Source organism: Micromonospora sp. NPDC047521 (assembly GCF_055587305.1).
The window spans coordinates 56,770-75,028 of record NZ_JBVJGN010000015.1 but is presented as its reverse complement, the minus strand read 5'-3'; the positions used below and the strand labels follow the sequence as shown (position 1 = coordinate 75,028).

The 18,259-nt window shown below is 72.9% G+C and carries 20 protein-coding genes; 11 read left to right on the top strand and 9 right to left on the bottom strand.

Going from position 1 to position 18,259, the window contains the following annotated elements; genetic code table 11:
• Positions 1-8: 8 nt before the first annotated feature.
• Positions 9-737: an SDR family NAD(P)-dependent oxidoreductase gene (locus ACZ6N8_RS26530; RefSeq protein ID WP_466013212.1), complete on the bottom strand. Its 729-nt coding sequence runs from the start codon at positions 735-737 to the stop codon at positions 9-11.
• Positions 738-815: 78 nt separating this feature from the next.
• Here ACZ6N8_RS26530 and ACZ6N8_RS26525 point away from each other — a divergent pair, with 78 nt between their 5' ends.
• The 3 genes from ACZ6N8_RS26525 (at position 816) to ACZ6N8_RS26515 (ending at position 2,913) form a co-directional block, all read left to right on the top strand.
• Positions 816-1,649 (top strand): patatin-like phospholipase family protein, encoded by an 834-nt coding sequence (locus ACZ6N8_RS26525; protein ID WP_466013211.1) that lies wholly within the window; start codon positions 816-818, stop codon positions 1,647-1,649.
• 45 nt (positions 1,650-1,694) lie between these two features.
• The gene (locus tag ACZ6N8_RS26520) at positions 1,695-2,156 is read left to right on the top strand and encodes a peroxiredoxin (RefSeq protein WP_357988882.1); all 462 of its coding nucleotides are present in this window, start codon (positions 1,695-1,697) and stop codon (positions 2,154-2,156) included.
• Positions 2,157-2,229: 73 nt separating this feature from the next.
• A complete protein-coding gene (locus ACZ6N8_RS26515) occupies positions 2,230-2,913 on the top strand; it encodes a hypothetical protein (RefSeq protein ID WP_466013210.1) in 684 nt (227 codons plus the stop codon).
• 6 nt (positions 2,914-2,919) lie between these two features.
• On the opposite strand, the gene ACZ6N8_RS26510 is transcribed toward ACZ6N8_RS26515, so the two are convergent.
• Positions 2,920-3,372: a MarR family winged helix-turn-helix transcriptional regulator gene (locus ACZ6N8_RS26510; protein WP_466013209.1), complete on the bottom strand. Its 453-nt coding sequence runs from the start codon at positions 3,370-3,372 to the stop codon at positions 2,920-2,922.
• 96 nt (positions 3,373-3,468) lie between these two features.
• On the opposite strand from ACZ6N8_RS26510, the gene ACZ6N8_RS26505 reads away from it, so the two are divergent.
• Positions 3,469-3,897, top strand: coding sequence for a hypothetical protein (locus tag ACZ6N8_RS26505; RefSeq protein ID WP_466013208.1), 429 nt, complete (start codon positions 3,469-3,471; stop codon positions 3,895-3,897).
• A 154-nt stretch (positions 3,898-4,051) separates the two neighbouring features.
• On the opposite strand, the gene ACZ6N8_RS26500 is transcribed toward ACZ6N8_RS26505, so the two are convergent.
• The 3 genes from ACZ6N8_RS26500 to ACZ6N8_RS26490 form a co-directional block, all read right to left on the bottom strand.
• Entirely contained in the window at positions 4,052-5,230 is a 1,179-nt protein-coding gene (locus ACZ6N8_RS26500) for a GNAT family N-acetyltransferase (RefSeq protein ID WP_466013207.1), read from the bottom strand.
• Positions 5,231-5,311: 81 nt separating this feature from the next.
• Positions 5,312-6,310, bottom strand: coding sequence for a cytochrome d ubiquinol oxidase subunit II (cydB, locus tag ACZ6N8_RS26495; RefSeq protein WP_387119151.1), 999 nt, complete (start codon positions 6,308-6,310; stop codon positions 5,312-5,314).
• A gap of 14 nt (positions 6,311-6,324) precedes the next feature.
• Positions 6,325-7,740 carry a cytochrome ubiquinol oxidase subunit I gene (locus ACZ6N8_RS26490; protein ID WP_466013206.1) on the bottom strand — a complete coding sequence of 472 codons (1,416 nt, stop codon included), beginning with the start codon at positions 7,738-7,740 and terminating at the stop codon, positions 6,325-6,327.
• Positions 7,741-7,917: 177 nt separating this feature from the next.
• Here ACZ6N8_RS26490 and ACZ6N8_RS26485 point away from each other — a divergent pair, with 177 nt between their 5' ends.
• The 5 genes from ACZ6N8_RS26485 to ACZ6N8_RS26465 all read left to right on the top strand — a co-directional run bounded on the left by ACZ6N8_RS26485 (position 7,918) and on the right by ACZ6N8_RS26465 (position 12,395).
• Complete coding sequence (locus tag ACZ6N8_RS26485) at positions 7,918-8,691, top strand: lysophospholipid acyltransferase family protein (protein ID WP_466013205.1); 774 nt, start codon at positions 7,918-7,920, stop codon at positions 8,689-8,691.
• Positions 8,692-8,758: 67 nt separating this feature from the next.
• Positions 8,759-9,343, top strand: coding sequence for a TetR/AcrR family transcriptional regulator (locus ACZ6N8_RS26480; RefSeq protein ID WP_466013204.1), 585 nt, complete (start codon positions 8,759-8,761; stop codon positions 9,341-9,343).
• 102 nt (positions 9,344-9,445) lie between these two features.
• Positions 9,446-10,213, top strand: a complete 768-nt coding sequence (locus ACZ6N8_RS26475; protein ID WP_466013203.1) for a glycerophosphodiester phosphodiesterase — start codon at positions 9,446-9,448, stop codon at positions 10,211-10,213.
• Between the two features lie 17 nt (positions 10,214-10,230).
• Positions 10,231-11,622, top strand: a complete 1,392-nt coding sequence (locus ACZ6N8_RS26470; protein WP_364365068.1) for an MFS transporter — start codon at positions 10,231-10,233, stop codon at positions 11,620-11,622.
• Positions 11,623-11,678: 56 nt separating this feature from the next.
• On the top strand, positions 11,679-12,395 hold the full coding sequence (locus tag ACZ6N8_RS26465) for a thymidine kinase (protein ID WP_139587755.1): 717 nt from the start codon (positions 11,679-11,681) through the stop codon (positions 12,393-12,395).
• Here ACZ6N8_RS26465 and ACZ6N8_RS26460 read toward each other — a convergent pair.
• Complete coding sequence (locus ACZ6N8_RS26460; RefSeq protein ID WP_466013202.1) at positions 12,362-13,582, bottom strand: low temperature requirement protein A; 1,221 nt, start codon at positions 13,580-13,582, stop codon at positions 12,362-12,364. The two genes, ACZ6N8_RS26465 and ACZ6N8_RS26460, sit on opposite strands and share 34 nt — an antisense overlap.
• Complete coding sequence (locus tag ACZ6N8_RS26455) at positions 13,569-14,027, bottom strand: Rv0361 family membrane protein (RefSeq protein WP_466013201.1); 459 nt, start codon at positions 14,025-14,027, stop codon at positions 13,569-13,571. The genes ACZ6N8_RS26460 and ACZ6N8_RS26455 overlap by 14 nt, the downstream gene beginning before the upstream one ends.
• 137 nt (positions 14,028-14,164) lie before the next feature.
• Here ACZ6N8_RS26455 and ACZ6N8_RS26450 point away from each other — a divergent pair, with 137 nt between their 5' ends.
• Positions 14,165-15,868 carry an acyl-CoA dehydrogenase family protein gene (locus ACZ6N8_RS26450; protein ID WP_466013200.1) on the top strand — a complete coding sequence of 568 codons (1,704 nt, stop codon included), beginning with the start codon at positions 14,165-14,167 and terminating at the stop codon, positions 15,866-15,868.
• A gap of 68 nt (positions 15,869-15,936) precedes the next feature.
• Positions 15,937-16,308: a VOC family protein gene (locus ACZ6N8_RS26445; RefSeq protein ID WP_364365077.1), complete on the top strand. Its 372-nt coding sequence runs from the start codon at positions 15,937-15,939 to the stop codon at positions 16,306-16,308.
• 17 nt (positions 16,309-16,325) lie between these two features.
• On the opposite strand, the gene ACZ6N8_RS26440 is transcribed toward ACZ6N8_RS26445, so the two are convergent.
• Positions 16,326-17,171, bottom strand: coding sequence for an LLM class flavin-dependent oxidoreductase (locus ACZ6N8_RS26440; RefSeq protein WP_466013199.1), 846 nt, complete (start codon positions 17,169-17,171; stop codon positions 16,326-16,328).
• Positions 17,172-17,200: 29 nt separating this feature from the next.
• On the bottom strand, positions 17,201-18,199 hold the full coding sequence (locus ACZ6N8_RS26435) for a tyrosine-type recombinase/integrase (RefSeq protein ID WP_466013198.1): 999 nt from the start codon (positions 18,197-18,199) through the stop codon (positions 17,201-17,203).
• Positions 18,200-18,259 lie beyond the last annotated feature (60 nt).

Here is an 18,259-nt window from a genome sequence, read left to right as displayed (position 1 = left end):
GCCCCGGCTCACAGGCCACCGGAGACGCGCAGCACCGTGCCGGTGGCGTACGAGGCGTCCGGGCTGAGCAGCCAGGCGATGGCGGCGGCGATCTCCTCGGGCTCGCCGGCGCGACCCAGCGGGATGCGGCCGACCGCGGTGTCGGCGCGATCGGGTACGCCGGAGTCGGCGTGGATGTCGGTGCGCACGATGCCTGGCGCGACGGCGTTGACCCGGATGCCCCGCGGGGCGAGTTCCTTGGACAGGCCGACGGTGAGCGTGTCGGTGGCGGCCTTCACGGCGGCGTAGTGCACGTACTCCCCCGGGCTGCCGAGCGTCGCGGCGGCCGACGAGACGTTGACGATGGCTCCGCCGTGGCCGAGCCGGCGGGCGGCCTGCTGGGCGCAGAGGACGTAGCCGACGAGGTTGACGTCGACGACCCGGCGAAGGTCCTCGACACGCAACTCGGTGAAGGGCCCGATGAGGCTTGTGACGCCCGCGTTGTTGACCAGACCGGTGAGCGGGCCGAGCTGGGCGGCGGCGTCGAACAGTTCGGCGACCTGGTCGGGGTCGGTGGTGTCGGCGCGTACCGCGATGGCCTGCCGACCGGCGGCGCGCAGGTCGGCCAGGACGGCGTCGGCGGCGGCGTGGTCCCGGCGGTAGCACAGGGCGATGTGGTGACCGGCGTGGGCGAGACGGCGGGCGGTGGCCGCGCCGATGCCCCGGCCCCCGCCGGTGATGACGGTGACGGGTGCCACGGTGCCTCCAGGGCTGTCGGGTGGGATACGCCGACGCTACCGTGACCGGCGCGGACCAGTCGTCGAGAGGAGGGTCACATGCGGCGCGCGTTGGTGCTCGGCGGTGGCGGCGTGACAGGTGTGGCGTGGGAGCTGGGGTTGCTGGCGGGGCTGGCCGAGCGGGGTGTGCCGGTCACCGAGGCGGACCTGGTGGTGGGCACGTCGGCCGGTTCGGTGGTGGGCGCGCAGGTGCGCTCCGGAGTGCCGCTGGAGCGGTTGTACGAGGAGCAGCTGACCCCGCCGACAGGTGAGGTGGCGGCACGTCTGGGGTTCGTGGCGCTCGCGCGGCTGGTGTGGGCCGGTGGCCGTACCCGGGACGCGGCGCAGTCCAGGGCGCGCATCGGGGCGATGGCCGTGGCGGCGCGTACTCCGTCGGAGGCGTCGCGGCGGGCGGTGATCGAGGCCCGCCTGCCGACGCGGGAGTGGCCGCAGCGGCCGCTGCTGGTGACGGCCGTCGACGCGGCCACCGGCGAGTTCGTGGTGTTCGACGGCGCGGACGGGGTATCGCTGGTGGACGCCGTGGGGGCGAGCTGCGCGGTGCCCGGTGTGTGGCCGCCGGTGACGATCGGGTCGCGTCGCTTCGTCGACGGTGGAATGCGCTCGACGGTGAACGCGGACCTGGCGGCGGGCGCGCAGCGGGTGCTGGTCCTCGCACCGACGTCTGCGGCGTTCGGGCCGATGCCACGGCTGTCGGCGCAGGTGGACGAGCTGCGTACGGCAGGTGCGCAGGTGGTGGTGGTGACGCCGGACGCGGCGGCGCGTACCGCGATCGGCCGTAACGTGCTGGACCCGGCCCGGCGGGCCGGCGCGGCGCGGGCCGGACGGGCGCAGGCCGAGGTGGTGGCGGACGAGGTGGCCGCCCTCTGGGCGTGATCGCTTACGCTCACCGCGCGATCGGTCGGACAACGGAGGTGCGCGGTGGCGGGTGTGGGTGTCGGCGACGTGGTGGAGGACTTCGAGCTGCCGGATGAGACGGGCACGCCGCGGCGGCTGTCGGAGTTCCTGGCGACCGGGCCGGTGGTGCTGTTCTTCTACCCGGGGGCGATGACCCGGGGCTGCACGGCGGAGAGCTGCCACTTTCGGGATCTGGCCGCCGAGTTCGCGGCGCTGGGCGCGTCCCGGGTGGGCATCAGCCGCGACCCGGTGGCGAAGCAGGCGGAGTTCTCCCGGCTGCACGGCTTCGACTATCCGCTGCTGTCGGACGTGGACGGGACTGTGGCGCAGGCCTTCGGGGTGCGTCGTCGACTGCCGTTGGGGCCGTTGAGCACGAAGCGGATGACGTTCGTGATCGGCGCCGACCGGCGGATCATCGAGGTGATCCACAGCGAGGTCAGCATGAACGACCACGCGGACCGGGCGCTGCGGGCACTGGGCGGCTGAGCCCCCTGCGGCGGCTGTCGCAGCGGGCTGGTATCAAGGCAGCAATCAAACAGGTGTACGGAAGAGGGTTGTGATGGATGCCGGCCAGGGTTTGTCCACTAGCGAGGTGCAGAGCATCCGGGAGGCGTTGGCGGCCGGGCGCAAGCCACGGGTGGTGTTCACCGCGTCGGCGGGGCAGATCGCCGGTCAGGTCGGCCAGGTGGTCGAGCTGACCGACCCGGAGGTGTCCGACGAGTTCGTGGTGGTGCGGTTCGGCCGCGACGAGTTGCCGTTCTCCCCCGCCGACCTGGCGGTGGCGCCCAAGGGGGCGGTCCGCCGGGTGGTGGAGCCGAAACCGGAGCCCGAGCCGGAGCCGCCCGCGGCGGCCGCGCCGGAGTTCGTGTTGGACACGCCGCGGGTGCCCGCGCAGCGACAGGAGGAGCCGAAGGTGGAGCAGGCCGAGAAGCCGCCGGCGCGGCGGGCGGTCAAGGCCGCCAAGCCCAAGAGCCCCGCCGGCCTCACGGTGACCCTGGCGTACGCCGACGGCGAGTGGACCGTTGCCGCGCAGCAGGGCAGCAAGGCCCTGGCCAAGCCGTACGTGGTGAAGCCGGCCGAGGCGTTGAAGATGGTGGCGCTCGTGGACGTGCCGGGTGTGCAGGAGGCGGTGGAGCAGATCCTCGGCACCGAGCGGGCCGAGGCCGAGCAGCAGGCGGAGAAGCTGCGCGCCGAGCTGGCTGAGATCGAGGCGCGACTGGCGGAGCTGCGCGAGGCCCGCTGAGTCGGGTCAGCCTCGGCTGTGGTGCTCGAGTAGTCGGGTGAGCAGGCGGGTCAGCTGGTCGCGTTCGGCGCTCGACAGGGGCGCGAGCAGGTCGTCCTGCACGCGGGCGACGGTGTCGGCCATGCGGCGGGCCTCGTCGGCGCCGGCGTCGGTGAGGCTGATGACGTTGCGGCGGCGGTCGGCCGGGTCGGGGGCGCGTACCACGAGCCCCCGACCGGCCAGGTCGTTGACGGCGGCCACGACGTCGCTGCGGTCGATGCCGCAGCGACGTCCCAGGTCGGCCTGGCTCGCGGGGCCGCTCTCGGTCAACGCGGCGAGCAGCCGGTAGTGGTAGCCGCGCAGGTCGTGCGCGGCGAAGCCGGCGCTGATGAGCCGGCCGGCGTGGGCGGCGGCCTGGTTGAGCAGCCAACTCGGGGTGGTACGCAGCCCGGCGGGTGACTGCGGGGCCGCGTGATCCATGAGCGAAGCCTACCAGTAATCGTTGGCACTACCCACGATCAGGTGTTACGTTGGCTTCACCAACGTTGGTGAAGCCAACGTTTCGAAGGAGGCACCGTGTCCACTCTCAACGGTCAGGTCATCGGCCAGGCCCACTACGCCACCCGGGCTCTGCTCGAACGGGCCACCGGCCCGCTCGGGCTCAGCTTCGGCCAGGTGATCGCCCTCAACGCCCTCGCCGCCGGCCCCGTCGAACGCGCACAGCTCGTGCACCGGATCACCAGCACCCTCAAGGTCGACGAACCGGCCGTGCGCACGGTGATCGACGCCCTCGTCGACGCCGACCTCGCCCAGGTCGACGGTGTCGTGCCGCACATGCGGCTCACCGACACGGGTCACGCCACGCAGGCCCGCGTCGCCGAGGCCGTCGCCGGCATCACCGCCCGGCTGTACGGGGACATCCCGACCGCCGAGGCGGACGTCGCCGCCCGCGTCCTCACGCTCATCACCGAGCGGGCCAACGACGAACTGGCGGGCGTCGCCTGAACCGACGGCGGCTCAGTTGAGTCGGTTCATGGCAGCCTGGATCCTCGGCCAGGACGGGTCGGTCTCAGAGGTTTCCCTTACCGCGTCCAGGTCGCCCGACTGCCAGGTCCGTGTCCCGTCGGGAGGTCGAGTTGGTCCATGTCGACAAGGGCCGTCAGAAGTAGTCGAGCAGGTGCGCCGGGCCGCCGACGCCGAGCAGGTCCAGGGCGTCGGGCTCGACCCCGGTGGTGTGCAGCAGGCCCGCCTGCGCGACCGACCGGGCTCGGGCGGCACCGGCGTAGAGCAGCGCGAAGCCGCGTACGTCGAGCCGCAGGTCCGCCTCGCCGCCGACCCGGGTCAGCTCGGCGGCGCCGTCGGCCACGGCCAGCCGCCAGGTGCCGGTGTTCCACTCGGCGATCGGGTCGGTGAGGCCGAAGTCGACAACACCCCGGGCGTGGTCCGGCCACCCGCGTGCGCTCACCGCCCGGGCCACGTCGACCGGACGGTGCATCCACAGGCTCCGCTCGTGCTCGCGGGCCGCCTCCAGCGGCAACTGGACGCTCACCGCGTCCCCGTCGAGCGGGCACAGCCGCAGGGTCGGCGCGACGCTCGCCCACCGGGCGAGCACCCCGACGAGTTCCCGGGCCGCCTCGGCGGTGGTGGCCAGGGCTTCGTCGACGGTGAGCACGGAGTCGGCGCCGTAACCGCTGCCCCGCTGCCAGGTGGCGTAGCCGACCAGGTGGCCGTCCTCCTCGACGAGGGTGAGCCCGTCGCCGGGCAGGCCACCGTCGGCGGCGAAGAAGTCGAACAGTTTCCCCCGCCGCGTCAGCATGCCGTTGAGGTGCCGGGTGACCTGCTCGTAGAGGTCGGCGACGGCGGGCAGGTCGGCGGGGGTTCCGGCCCGGACGGTCAGGTGCGGGGCGGACCGGTGCCGGGGCAGCCTGGCGGTGGCCAGGTCGACGGTGCGCAGCACCCCGGCGGTCTCCCAGCCGAAGGCTCGGTAGGGGGCGGCCACCGTCGGGTACAGCGCGCTGACCGCCGCACCGCGGTCGTGGGCGCCGGCCAGCAGGGCGGTGAGCATGGCGCGGGCCACGCCCCGGCCCCGGGCCTCGGGGGCGACCGCCACCCCGCCCACGTCGGCCGCCGGCACGGTCCGTCCGGACCACCACTGCTCGTGGTGCAGGTCGACGGCTTTACCGACAAGGCGGCCGGCGTCGTCGAACGCGCCGTAGCGGGTCATGCCGGGCACGTTGACGCTCGTGCTGGCGGGGCGTTCCTGGCCGCCGCCGAACGCGAACCGGCCCAACTCCCAGGCGGCGTCGAGGTCGTCGGTGGTGAGTTCACGTACGAGCATCGGCACACCCTAGCGGGGCGGATCTTCCGGGGCCGCCCAATTACGCCCCGGGTGGGGGCCGGCGAACCGACCCCCACCCGGTCAGTGCTGCGGGATGTTGGCCACGCCGATGCGCTTGCGGAACACCCAGTACGTCCAGCCCTGGTAGGCCAGCACCACCGGCGTGAAGATCACCGCCACCCAGGTCATGATCTTCAGGGTGTACGGGGTGGAGGCGGCGTTGGTGGTGGTCAGCGTGCCGGCCGCGTCCAGGGTGGAGGGCATGACGTTTGGGAACAGCGCCGCGAACAGGGTCGCCACGGCCAGACCGATCGCCACGGCGGTACCGGTGAACGCCCAGCCCTCCCGGCGTACCCTGGCGGCGGCCAGGCCACCGAGCAGCGCAAGGGCCGCGCCGACGGCGAGCACGACGGCGGCCGCGCTGGAGCGGATGCTCAACGTCCAGGTCAGGAACCCGACCGCCAGCACGGCGGCACCGACACCCAGGCGCACCGCGAGGGCGCCGGCGCGCTCACGGATGTCACCTGTGGTCTTCAGGGCGAGGAACACCGCGCCGTGGGTGAGGAACAGCGCGAGGGTGGTCGCGCCACCGAGCAGGGCGTACGGGTTGAGCAGGTCCACGAGGCCGCCGACGTACTCGTGGTCGGCGTCCAGCGGCACACCGCGCAGGATGTTGGCGAAGGCGACGCCCCACAGGATCGCCGGCAGCAGCGAGCCCACCACGATGGCGGTGTCCCAGCGGCGCTTCCAGGACGCCTCGGGGCGCTTGTGCCGGTACTCGAAGGCGACGCCCCGGGCGATCAGGGCCAGCAGGATCAGCAGCAGCGGCAGGTAGAACCCGGAGAACAGGGTGGCGTACCACTCCGGGAAGGCGGCGAACATGGCGCCACCGGCGGTGATCAGCCACACCTCGTTGCCGTCCCACACCGGGCCGATGGTGTTGATCAGGACGCGGCGTTCACGGTCGTCGCGGCCGAGCACGGGCAGCAGCATGCCGACGCCGAAGTCGAAGCCCTCCAGGATGAAGTAGCCGGTGAACAGCACGGCGACGAGGAGAAACCAGATGGTGGTCAGGTCCACGATGGGCTCCGGGATCAGTAGGCGAAGGCGAGCGGGCGCTCGGCGTCGTCATGGGTGTCGTCGATGGGGTGCTCCTCGCTGACGTCCGGCACGCCGGCCTTGGCGTAGCGCAGCAGCAGCTTGACCTCGATCACGGCGAGGGTCGCGTAGATCAGCGTGAAGGCGGTGAACGAGGTGAGCACCTCGGTCAGCGAGACGCTGCGGGACACGCCGTTGCGGGTGAGCATCTCGCCGAAGACGATCCACGGCTGGCGACCCATCTCGGTGAAGATCCAGCCGAACGAGTTGGCAAGCAGCGGCAGCACCGGCATGGCCAGCCCGGCGCGCAGCAGCCACTTGCTGCGCGGGGTGCGGCCCTTGCGCTGGCTCCACAGGACCAGCAGGGCGATCGCGGCGGCGGCCATCCCGAAGGCGATCATGAAGCGGAAGCTCCAGTAGGTCACCGGGATGATCGGGGTGTAGCTGCCCGCGCCGTACTGGGTGGCGTACTGGGCCTGCAGGTCGTTGATGCCGTGCACGGTGCCGTTCGGGTCGCCGGTGCCCAGGTACGACAGCAGGTACGGGATCTTCAGGGCGAACACCTCGCGGCTGCCGTCGAGGCTGCCGATGGTGAGCACGGAGAACGAGGCGGGGCTCTCGGTGGTGTAGAGGCCCTCGGCGGCAGCCATCTTCATCGGCTGCACCTGAGTCATGATCTTGCCCTGGATGTCGCCGGTGAACAGCACGGCGGCCGAGGAGACCAGGACCACCCAGGAGCCGAACCTGGTGGCGAAGCGGTACGCGCCGGCGTCGGCGGAGTCGCGGTTGCGGATCACGTGGTACAGGCCGACGGCCACGACAAGCGACCCGGCGACCAGGAACGAGCCGGCCAGGGTGTGCGGGAACGTGATCAGGGCGACCTTGTTGGTGAGCACCGCCGGGAAGTCGGTCAGCTCGGCGCGTCCGCTGTCCGGGTTGATGCGGTAGCCGACGGGGTTCTGCATGAACGAGTTCGCCGCGAGGATGAAGTACGCGGACAGGTTCGTGCCGATGGCCGCGGCCCAGATGCTGGCCAGGTGGGCCCGCTTGGGCAGCCGGTCCCAGCCGAAGATCCACAGGCCGATGAAGGTGGATTCGAGGAAGAACGCGACGAGCGCCTCGATGGCCAGCGGTGCGCCGAAGATGTCGCCGACGAAGCGGGAGTAGTCGCTCCAGTTCATGCCGAACTGGAACTCCTGCACGATGCCGGTGACCACACCCATGGCAAAGTTGATCAGGAAGAGCTTGCCGTAGAACTTGGTGAGCTTGAGGTAGCGCTCGTTGCCCGTGCGGTGCCACATCGTCTGGAGGATGGCCACCAGCACGGACAGGCCGATGGTCAGCGGAACGAAGAGAAAGTGGTAGACGGTGGTGACACCGAACTGCCAACGGGCGACGTCCAACGCGTCCACCTGATAACCCCCAGCGAGTCGTACTACGAGACGTAGTAAATACTACTTCTCGTCGTAGAGGATCGGGCAGGGCCGGGCGACCCGAACCGGCCCGGGACCAATGACCCTGATCACCCCGGGCCATCCAGCACGACCCGCCCTCGCGACCCCGCCGCCGCATGCGACGATGTCGCGCTGATGGACACCGCGTACTCCACCTGGCAGCCACCGCTGATCTGGCGTGCGGCCCTGCTGCTCACCCGGGCCCTGGTCGCCCCGCTCGCCCGCCTCGAGGTCACCGGCGACGTCCCCGCGCACCTGCGCCGCGGACCGCTGGTGCTGGCCGCCAACCACATCAGCCCGTTCGACCCGCTCGTGATGGCCGCCGCCTGCCAGACCCGCGGGATCGCCCCGAGGATCATGGCGACCGCCGGCCTGTTCCGCGCCCCGATACTCGGCGCCGCGATGCGCCGGGCCGGGCACATCCGCGTCGACCGGGGCACCAGCGCCGTCCACCAGGCCCTGGAGACCGCCGCGAGCGCCGTCGCGGCGGGATCGGTGATCCTCATCTACCCCGAGGGGCGCATCGGCCTGGACCCCGGCATGTGGCCCGAACGCGGCAAGACCGGCGCCGCCCGCCTCGCGCTGGCCTGCAACGCGCCGGTCATCCCGGTCGCCCAGTGGGGCGCGCACGAGGTGCTGCCCTACCGGGCGCCGAAGGGAATGCTCGGCGGCGTCGCCCGCGCCCTGTGGCGCCGCCCGGTGATCCGGGTGCACTTCGGGGACCCCGTCGAACTGGGCGAGACCACGTCCACCAGCCCGGGTGCCGCCCGCCGCGCCACCGACCGGATCATCGACGCCCTCACCGACACCCTCGCACCGCTGCGCCCCGACGAACCCGAGGGGCCCCGGCATGTCGACCCCGGTCGCCCGAGCGACCCGAGTCGCGCCCACCGCCGCAACGCGGGATGATGCTCCCTGCCGCCGTCACGGATTGACACGTTGGGCAATTTCTGCAAGATCATCTAATCTGTCCAGCGTGAGCAACGCGCAGATGGATGTCGAAGACCCGAAGCGCGCCGCCGCCCTCGTGGCGGCGGTCGGGGTGTTCGGGCGCTACGGATTCCAGAAGACCTCCATGGAGGCCGTCGCCAGGGCGGCCGGCATATCCCGACCGGGCCTGTACCTGATGTTCCCCAACAAGGAGCAGCTGTACCGCGCCACCATGCAGGGCGTCCTGGAGCGCGCCCAGCGGGCCATGGAGGTCCGCCTCGCCGACCGCTCGCTGAGCTTCGACGAGGCAATCGTGGCGGGGCTCGACGCGCTCATGGGCCCGTACATCGACACCCCGGTGGCCCGCGACCTCAACGAGCTGCTGGAGAACAGCGAACCCCGGCTGGGCTCGATGTTCCACGACTACCAGCAGCGGGCCCGGGCAACGCTGAGCGCCCACATCGCCGCCCTCGCCCCACCCGGCCTCCTGCCCGCCGACCTGACCGCCCACGACGTGACGGACCTGCTCTTCTCCGCCGCCCTGACCTGGAAGTCGACAGCGACCTCCAGGGACGAGTTCCGCGACCGGATCCGGCGGAGCCTCCGGCTGATCCACCGCCCCGCCGACTGACCCGCCGCCGGGTGACGAAGCGGCGCCGACCTGCTCGACCGAGCGGGCGACAGACGCCCGCCGGTCACCCACCGGCCACCGACCGCGGGCATACTGCCCAGCGTGCTGACCCGACCCGGTTACCTCGACGCGCCCGCGCCGCTGGCGTTCGCCCACCGCGGCGGCGCGGCCGAGGGCGACGAGAACACCACCGAGGCGTTCGCCCGGGCCATCGCGCTGGGCTTCCGGTACGTGGAGACCGACGTGCACGCCACAGCCGACGGCGTGGCGGTGATCTTCCACGACCCGACGCTGAGACGGGTCACCAGCGAGCCGGGGCGAATCGCCGACATGACCTGGGCCGACCTCGCCTCGGTACGCGTCGGCGGCGCCGCCGTCGTACCCCGGCTCGACGAGGTCCTGGACGCCTGGCCGCGGGTCCGCTTCAACATCGACGTGAAGGCCGACGGCGGCGTCGAGCCGACGGTCGCCGCCGTGACCCGGGCGGGGGCCGCCGACCGGGTGCTGCTCGCCTCGTTCAGCGACGCCCGACTGACCCGGATGCGCGCCCTCACCGAGGGACGCGTCGCCACCAGCCTCGGCATGCGCGGGGTGGCCCGGCTGCGGCTCGCCTCCCTGCACGGACGCCCGCTGCGACTGCCCCCGTCGGTGGTCGCCGCGCAGGTGCCGCCGCGCTACGGGCGGGTGCCGGTGGTGGACCGCCGCTTCCTCGACTACTGCCACCGGCTCGGCCTGCAGGTGCACGTCTGGACGATCGACGAACCCGCCCAGATGCACGACTTACTTGATCGTGGCGTGGATGGCATCATGACCGATCACGTCGGCGTGCTGCGCGACGTCTACCGCAGCCGCGGCCACTGGGCCGCCTGAGGACCGAAGGACCCCCGATGGCCGAGACCGTGACCCCCACGGCCAACGACGCCCCGCATCCGGCGAGCACCCGCCGCGAGCGCAGCGGCTGGTACATCTACGACTGGGCCAACTCCGCCTTCCAGACCACGGTCATCACCGTGTTCCTGGGTCCGTTCCTGACCACCGTCGCCGAACTGGCCGCCGGCTGCGAACTGGGCGCGGACACCTGCGACGGCTCGGTGTACCCGTTGGGCATCAAGGTCGCCGCCGGGTCCTACTACCCGTACCTCATCTCGCTGTCGGTCTTCCTCACCGTGTTCGTCCTGCCGGTCATCGGGGCGATCGCCGACCGGTCGGCGCACAAGAAGCGCCTGCTTGGTGGCGCCGCGTTCACCGGCGCCGGAGCGACGATCGCCATGGCCTTCGTGACCGGTGACCGGTACCTGCTCGGCGGCGCGCTGTTCCTCATCGCCAACATCTCCTTCGGCGCCGCCATCGTCGTCTACAACTCGTTCCTGCCGCAGCTCGGCGGCCCCGACGAACGCGACGGCATCTCCAGCCGCGGCTGGGCACTGGGCTACCTCGGCGGCGGCCTGCTGCTCGCGCTCAACCTGGTAGCGGTCACCCTGCTCAGCGAGGACGACAACCCGCAGCGCACCCTGGACCTGGCCCGCTGGTCGATCGTGTCGGCGGGCGTGTGGTGGGCGGCGTTCACGCTGGTGCCGCTGCGGTGGCTGCGCGAACGCCCCAGCGCCGCGGCGCTGACCGGCGGCGGGAACGTGCTCACCGACGGGTTCCGGCAGTTGGGTCGCACGCTACGGGAGATCAAGGCGTACCCGCTCACGCTGTTCTTCCTGCTCGCGTTCCTGGTCTACAACGACGGCATCCAGACCGTCATCACCCTGGCCAGCCAGTACGGCACCGAGGAACTGCGGCTGGAGCAGAGCACCCTGATCGTCACCATCCTGCTGGTGCAGTTCCTCGCCTTCGGCGGCGCGTTGAGCCTCGGCGCGCTGGCCCGGCGCATCGGCGCCTGGAAGACGGTGCTGCTCAGCCTGGTGCTCTGGACGGGCGTGATCCTCGGCGCGTTCCGGCTGCCCGCCGAGGCGCCGGTGCCGTTCATGATCCTCGGCGCGGCGATCGGGCTGGTCCTGGGCGGCAGCCAGGCCCTGAGCCGGTCGCTGTTCAGCCAGCTCATCCCCGCCGGCAAGGAGGGCGAGTACTACGGCTTCTACGAGATCAGCGACAAGGGCACCAGCTGGCTGGGCCCGCTCGCCTTCGGCCTGGTGTTCCAGCTCACCGCCTCGTACCGGGTGGGCCTGGTCTCACTGTTGATCTTCTTCGTCGTCGGGTTCCTGCTGCTGGCCGCCGTGCCGATCCGCCGGGCCATCGTCGCGGCCGGCAACACACCGCCCCGGGTGCTCTGAGCACGCATCCCGCACCCGACAGATCAGGCCCCGTCGATCGGCTAGGCTGCCCGACCGTGACTGACGACGCCGCTGCCGCCCCCACCTGCCTGGCCCACCCGTTCCCCGGCCAGCCGCACGCTCCGGCGGGGTGCGCGGCGGCGCGCGGGCTCGACGGGCGTCCGGTGCACGCGGCGGCGCTGAAGTTCTTCTGGGGGCCGATGGACTGCGGCAAGTCCACGATGGCGTTGCAGATGAACTACAACCACGCCCGGCAGGGCCGCCGCGGTCTGGTCACCACCCGCATCGACAGGTCGCTGGGCCCGCAGGTCACCACCCGCATCGGCCTGGCCCACGAGGCCATCGAGGTCACCGACGACCTGGACCTGCGGGCTCTCGTACGGGGCCGGTGGGCCGACGGGGTACGCGTGGACTACCTCATCTGCGACGAGGCCTGCTTCTACACGGTGGAGCACGTCGAGCAGATGGCCGAACTGGTGGACAGCTACGACGTGGACGTGTTCGCGTTCGGCCTCGCCACCGACTTCCGGTCCTGCCTGTTCCCCGCCGCGCAACGCCTGTTCGAGTTGGCCGACGAGGTGGCCCGCATCCAGGTCGAGGTGCTCTGCTGGTGCGGCCGGGAAGGGCTGCTCAACGCCCGCGTCGTCGACGGGCGGGTGGTCCGCGAGGGGGCGCAGGTCGTCATCGGCGACACCGTCGACACCGCCGACGTGCGCTACCAGGTGCTCTGCCGGCGGCACTACCGCAGCGGCGACCTCGGCCCCCGCGACTGAGTCGCCGGCAGCCCCGACAGCCGGTCGGCCACGATCACGGCGACGGTGACCGCCACCGCCGCCGCGGCGCACGCCGCGACGGGAATCCCCGACACCACGGCGACCGGTGTCAACGCCGACAACACCACGACCGCCGCGATCCGGCTGGACGGCAGGGTCCGCCACAGCACCGCCCGGTAGGCGGCGTGCCCGGCGAGGAACAGCGCCGGACCGCCGAGCGTGAACAGCGCGCTGGCCACGGTGGCGGAGGCGCCGGGCTCGCGCAGGAGCTGCTCGTCGCCCGCCGAGGTGACGATGATCCCGGCGACCATCACCGGGTGCAGGTAGTTGAACGCCAGCCGGCCCAACGCCCCGGTGCGCTCGCCGGCCCCGGCGGCGACCTGCGCCGCCGCCGGGGCCGAGCGGGTGAAGTACACCCACCACAGCGCCACCGAACCGGCGAACGCCAGCACGAACGCGCCGACCATCGGCAGGTCCAGGTGCTGCGCGAGTGTGCTCCCGGTGACCAGGATCGACTCGCCGAGGGCGATGAGGATGAACGCCTGGCACCGCTCCGCCAGGTGCCCGCCCTCCACCATCCACCGCTCGGCCGGGGTACGGCCCAGGCCGGGCACCGGGAACCCGGTCGACAGGCCGATCACCTCGACCCCGATCGCCGCCGCCCACAGCGCCTCCTGGAAGGCTCCGCCGACGACCGCGCCGAGCACCACGAGCACCGACGTCCCGGCGAACCACGGCAGCGTCTTCTGAAACCCGTCGACAAGCCACGGCTGGCCCTGCACCGCCCACAACGCGAACCCGGTGCGGCCCAACTGCAGGGTCACGTAGACCAGCGCGAAGAGCAGCCCGGCGCCGTCGAACGCCTCGGGGATCGCCGCCGAGAGCAGCAGGCTGCCCAGCATCAGCGCGATCAGCAGCGCCCGTACCGGTCCCTGGTCGGGCCGCAACCAGTTCGTCCCCCAGGCGGTGTAGATCCACACGAACCAGACCAGCGCCAGCACGATGGCGGTACGCGCGGCGCCACGCCAGTCCGGGTGCGCGATCAGGTAGTGCGCCAACTGTGTGATGGTGAAGATGAAGACCAGGTCGAAGAAGAGTTCCATCGACGTGGTCTGCTCCACGCCGCGACGCTCGCGCAGCAACCACTGCCGCTTCGGCTGGACGACCGGCGGCTCAGAAGGGGTCACCGCACACCCGCCAGTCCCCGCCCTCGCGGACCACTGGCAGGCGGCGCTCCTCGGTGATGCCCCCGTCACGTGTCACCTTCACGGTCACCGTGCCGTGCGCCCGCCCACTCTTGGTGACCACCGACACGTCGGTGATCTCGTAGTCGGTGACCATCGGCGGCGTACGCACCCAACTGGTGAAGCCGATCGCGCTCCACCTGCTGCGCGCGTCCTTGCACAGCCTGTCGTACGCCCCGGTGGTGTCCCCGACCGTCACCTCGTTGAGGAAGCCGTCGGCGGTCTCCCGGATCGGCCCGGCGGCCCCACGGACCGTCTGCAGGTTCCAGGCGGCCAGGCCGGCCACCCCGACGCAGCACAGCGCCACGCCGAACCCGGCGAACGCCAGCCCGGTGCGCATCGGACGGCTCCGCCGGGCCGGTCGGCTCCACGTCTGACCGGCCCCCACGACTACCGACCGTAGAGAACACCGTCGCGGTGAGGCAGGACAAGCGGGAAATCGGGTGCGCCCAAGGCCCTGTCCGCGGTGGCCAGGAATCGTCTACCGTCGGCGCACACGCCCGAGCAGTGCCAGGGAGCCGATCGATGAACCGCTTCGTGCAGCCGGTACCACCCCCCGCCGACCCGTACGCCGACGACGCCCTGCTGCGGTCCTGGCTGGAGCGCCACCTCGGCCCGGCCGGGCACGCCGCCGCGAAGGGCCGGCTGGCCGACCTGGCGGCCGATGTCACAGGGCCGCTGCGTGCGGCGCACGCCGACGCCGAGGCGCACCCGCCGACCCTGGTCCGCTACGACCCGTGGGGCGCCCGGATCGACCGCATCGAGACGTCCGCCGGCTGGCAGGCGCAGCGGGCCGCCGCGGCCCGGCACGCCGTGGTCGCGCTTCCCTACCTGCCGGACGCGCGCGGCACCTGGGGCGCCGCCGCGCGGGTCGTGCAGCACGCCCTGCTGCACCTGTACGGGCCGGAGTCGGCGACGTTCTCCTGCCCGGTGGCGATGGCCGACGGCGCGGCGGCGCTGCTCAGCCTGCCCGACGTCGACGCGTCGGTCCGTGACGCGTGGCTGCCCCGGCTGGTCTCCACCGACCCGGCGACCGCGATCACCAGCGGCCAGTGGATGACCGAGTCGCAGGGCGGCTCGGACCTGGGCCGCTCCAGCACCATCGGCCGGCCCGCCGCCGACGGATCGTGGCGGCTGACCGGGCAGAAGTGGTTCTGCTCGGCGGCCGACGCGGCGATGGCGGTGGCGCTGGCCCGACCCGAGGGCGCCGGGCGGGGCAGCCGGATGCTCGCCCCGTTCCTGGTGCCCCGCTACGCGGCCGACTCACCCCTGGCCGACGGGGCCGCCGCCGACGCGCCTGCGCAGGGCGTCACCGTGCACCGCCTGAAGGACAAGCTGGGCACCCGAGCGCTGCCCACCGCCGAGATCGGCCTGCACGACGCGTACGCCGTGCCGCTGGGCGACCCGGGCGTGCCCGGGCTGGTCCGGGCGATGACCCTGGTGGTGGTGACCCGCGTGCACAACGCCGCCGCGGCAGCCGGCGGGATGCGACGCGGCCTGGCCTACGCCCGGGCGTACGCCGACGTGCGGCACGTCGCGGGCGGCCCACTGGCGTCGTCGCCGCTGCACCGGGCCACCCTGGGCACCCTCGCGGTCGACGCGGCGGGCGCGTTCGCCCTCGCCGGGCACGCGTTCGCGCTGCTCGGGCGGGTCGAGGTCGGCGCCGACCCGGAGGCAGCCGCAGAGCTGCGCATCGTGGCGCCACTGGCCAAGCTCGCCACCGGCCGGCTCGCCGTCAGCTCCGCCAGCGAGTACGTGGAGAGCTTCGGCGGGGCCGGCTACGTGGAGGACACCGGTGTGCCCCGCCTGCTGCGCGACGCGCAGGTGCTGCCGATCTGGGAGGGCACCACGAACGTGCTGGCCCTGGACGTGCTGCGCGCGCTGACCCGCGAGGACGCCGGGGCGCCGCTGCTGAGCCGGCTCGCCGCCGCCGTGGACCTGGCCCGGCCGCTCTCGCCGGCGCTGGCCGACACGCTGGCCACCACCGCCGCGCAGCTCGGCGACACCATCACCGCCGTGACGGCCGACCCGACCGCCGACGCGGTGACCGCCGGTGCGCGCGGCCTGGCGCTGCGCCTGGCGTACGCACTGACCGCCGCCCTACTCGTCGAGCACGCCGCGTGGGGTGACGAGCAGGCGGAGCTGGCCGCCCGGCTGTGGGCGCGGCGCTGGCTGCGGCACGAGGAGATCGCCGAGGACGCCCACCACCACCTGGACCTGCTCTGCTGAGGAGGTCGGGCGAGAAACGCCGACGTACCTGACAGTGGATGACAGGTAGGGCGGGTGAGACTGCGGACATGACGACAACCGCCGACCTCGCGATGGTCAACCTGGACAGCTCCGACCCCGCCGCGCACGCCGCCTTCTACCACCGACTGCTGGGCTGGGAGATCACCCACAGCGAAGCCGAGTACGCGATGATCAGCGGCGGTGGGACGTCCATCGGCTTCGGCCTGGTCCAGGGGTACCAGCCGCCGTCCTGGCCGGACCCGGCCGGGCAGCAGCGATACCACCTGGACCTCTACGTCGACGACCTGGCAGTGGCCGAGAAGGAGTTCGTGGCCGCCGGGGCGTCGAAGCCGGAGTTCCAGCCCGGCGGGGAGCGCTGGGTGGTGCTCGTCGACCCGATCGGCCAGCCGTTCTGCATCTGCCCCCGCCCTCAGGGCTGAACCGGCGGGCCCGGCGGTCAGCGCAGCGGCCCCCGGGCCACCGCGGCGCGCATCGCCGCCGGGTCACCGACCGGCACGTACTCCAGCCACCAGGTGGCCCCGGCGTCGGCCACCTGGCGCAGGTACGCCCGTTCGGCGCGCTCGTCCGGGTTGCGCCGCCGCCCACCGATCGCCACGTCGAACGGTTGGCCGTCGGCGCGGGTCGGTGGCAGGGTGCGCACCAGGTCGTGGACCTCGTCGGCTGTGAAGTCGGACCACCCGTCGGTGTCGGTGAGCTTGTACGGGACGATGCCGTCGGCGCGGGCCGCACGGCGTCGGACCGCGCCGGCCTGGGTGCTGCCGCCGACCCACACCGGCACCCGGGGCGACTGCACCGGCGGCGGCCGCAGCGCGACGCCGTCGGCGCGGTAGTGCACGCCCCGGTGGTGGACCGGCTCGCCGCCGAGCAGGCCGGTCAGCAGGTCGAGGCCCTCGTCGAGCATCGCGGCGCGCACGGCCAGCTCGGTCGGCTCGCCGAACGCGGCCAGACCCCTGTCGCCCGGGTCGCCGACGCCGACCGCGACGGTGGCCCGGCCGGCGCTGAGGTGGTCGAGGGTGAGCACCTCGCGCGCCAACTTCGCCGGACGGCGCCGGGGCAGCGCGGTGACCGTGGTGCCCAGGCGCACCCGGTCGGTCCGGGAGGCGATGACGGCGAGCACCAGCCACGGGTCGTAGGTGGACGGGTCGTCACCCTGGTAGTGGACGACGTAGTCCTCCAGGAACACCCCGTCCCATCCGGCGCGCTCGGCCAGCTCACCCAACTCGACAAGGGTGGACACCGCGACAGCGCCGCCACCACAGGGGATCTCCAGACCGTGTCTCATGGGCCGAACGTACGGCGGGGGTGCGACGGTCAGCCGCGTCGGCGGGACCGCGCCGCCCACACCGCGTACGCCGGATCGCGGTCGAGGTTGTGCCGGTCCCGGTCGTAGCGGCGGGTGGTCCGCGGGTCGGCGTGGCCCATCGCGTCCTGCACGTCCTCGAGGGGGACGCCCTCGGACCGGGCGGTGGTGGCGAAGGCGTGCCGCAGCGAGTGCGGGGACAGCCTCGCCCAGGCCGGGATGCCTGCGGCGCGGGCGAGCCGCCTGACCATCCGGAACACCGAGTGCCGGTCCAGCCGGGCACCGCTGGCGGTGACCAGCAGAGGCCCGGTCAGCTGCGTCACAGGTACGCCGGCGGTGGCGGCCCGCTGCGCCAGGTACGCGTCCACCGCGTACCCGGTGCCGGGGGTGAGGGCGCGGCGGCGTTGCTTGCCGCCCTTGCCGACGAAGCGCACGCTGCGGTGCCCGCGTTCGGTGCCGAGGTCGGTCAGGTCCAGCGAGATCAGCTCCCCGACCCGCAGGCCCAGGTCGGCAAGGAGCGCGAGGGCCGCCCGGTTGCGCACGGCCGTCGGGCCGGTGTCCGCGTCGGCGGCGCTGAGCAGGGCGTCGACCTCCTCGGGGGTCAGGCCGACGGTGGCCGAGTGGTCCCGGTCGACGCGGGGCCGGTCCGCGCCGGAGACCGGGTTGGCCGGAACCCCGCCGAGCTTGACCAGGAAGTCGTACCAGCTGGACAGCGCGGAGAGCCGACGCGCCACGGTGGCCGGGGTCAGCGGCCGGCCGCTGTGCGCGGCGACTGTGGACTCCAGCGCGCGGGCGTACTCGTTGACGTGCAGGAAGGTGGCCCGCAACGGGTCGAGGTCCCGGTCGGCACACCAGTGCAGCCAGCCGGTGACGTCCCGCCGGTAGGCATCGCGGGTGTGCTCGGACAGCCGGCGGTTGCGTAGCCACGCCTCGGTGACGTCGACCGGCCCGTCGGGCAGGGCCGGCCGGCCGGTGGGGCGGGCGAGCACCGGAGCGTCGGAGGACACCATGTGAAAAAGGTTCTCAGCACCGGGTGGGTTTGCCGCGCAGGCGCGCCGACACCCGCCGGG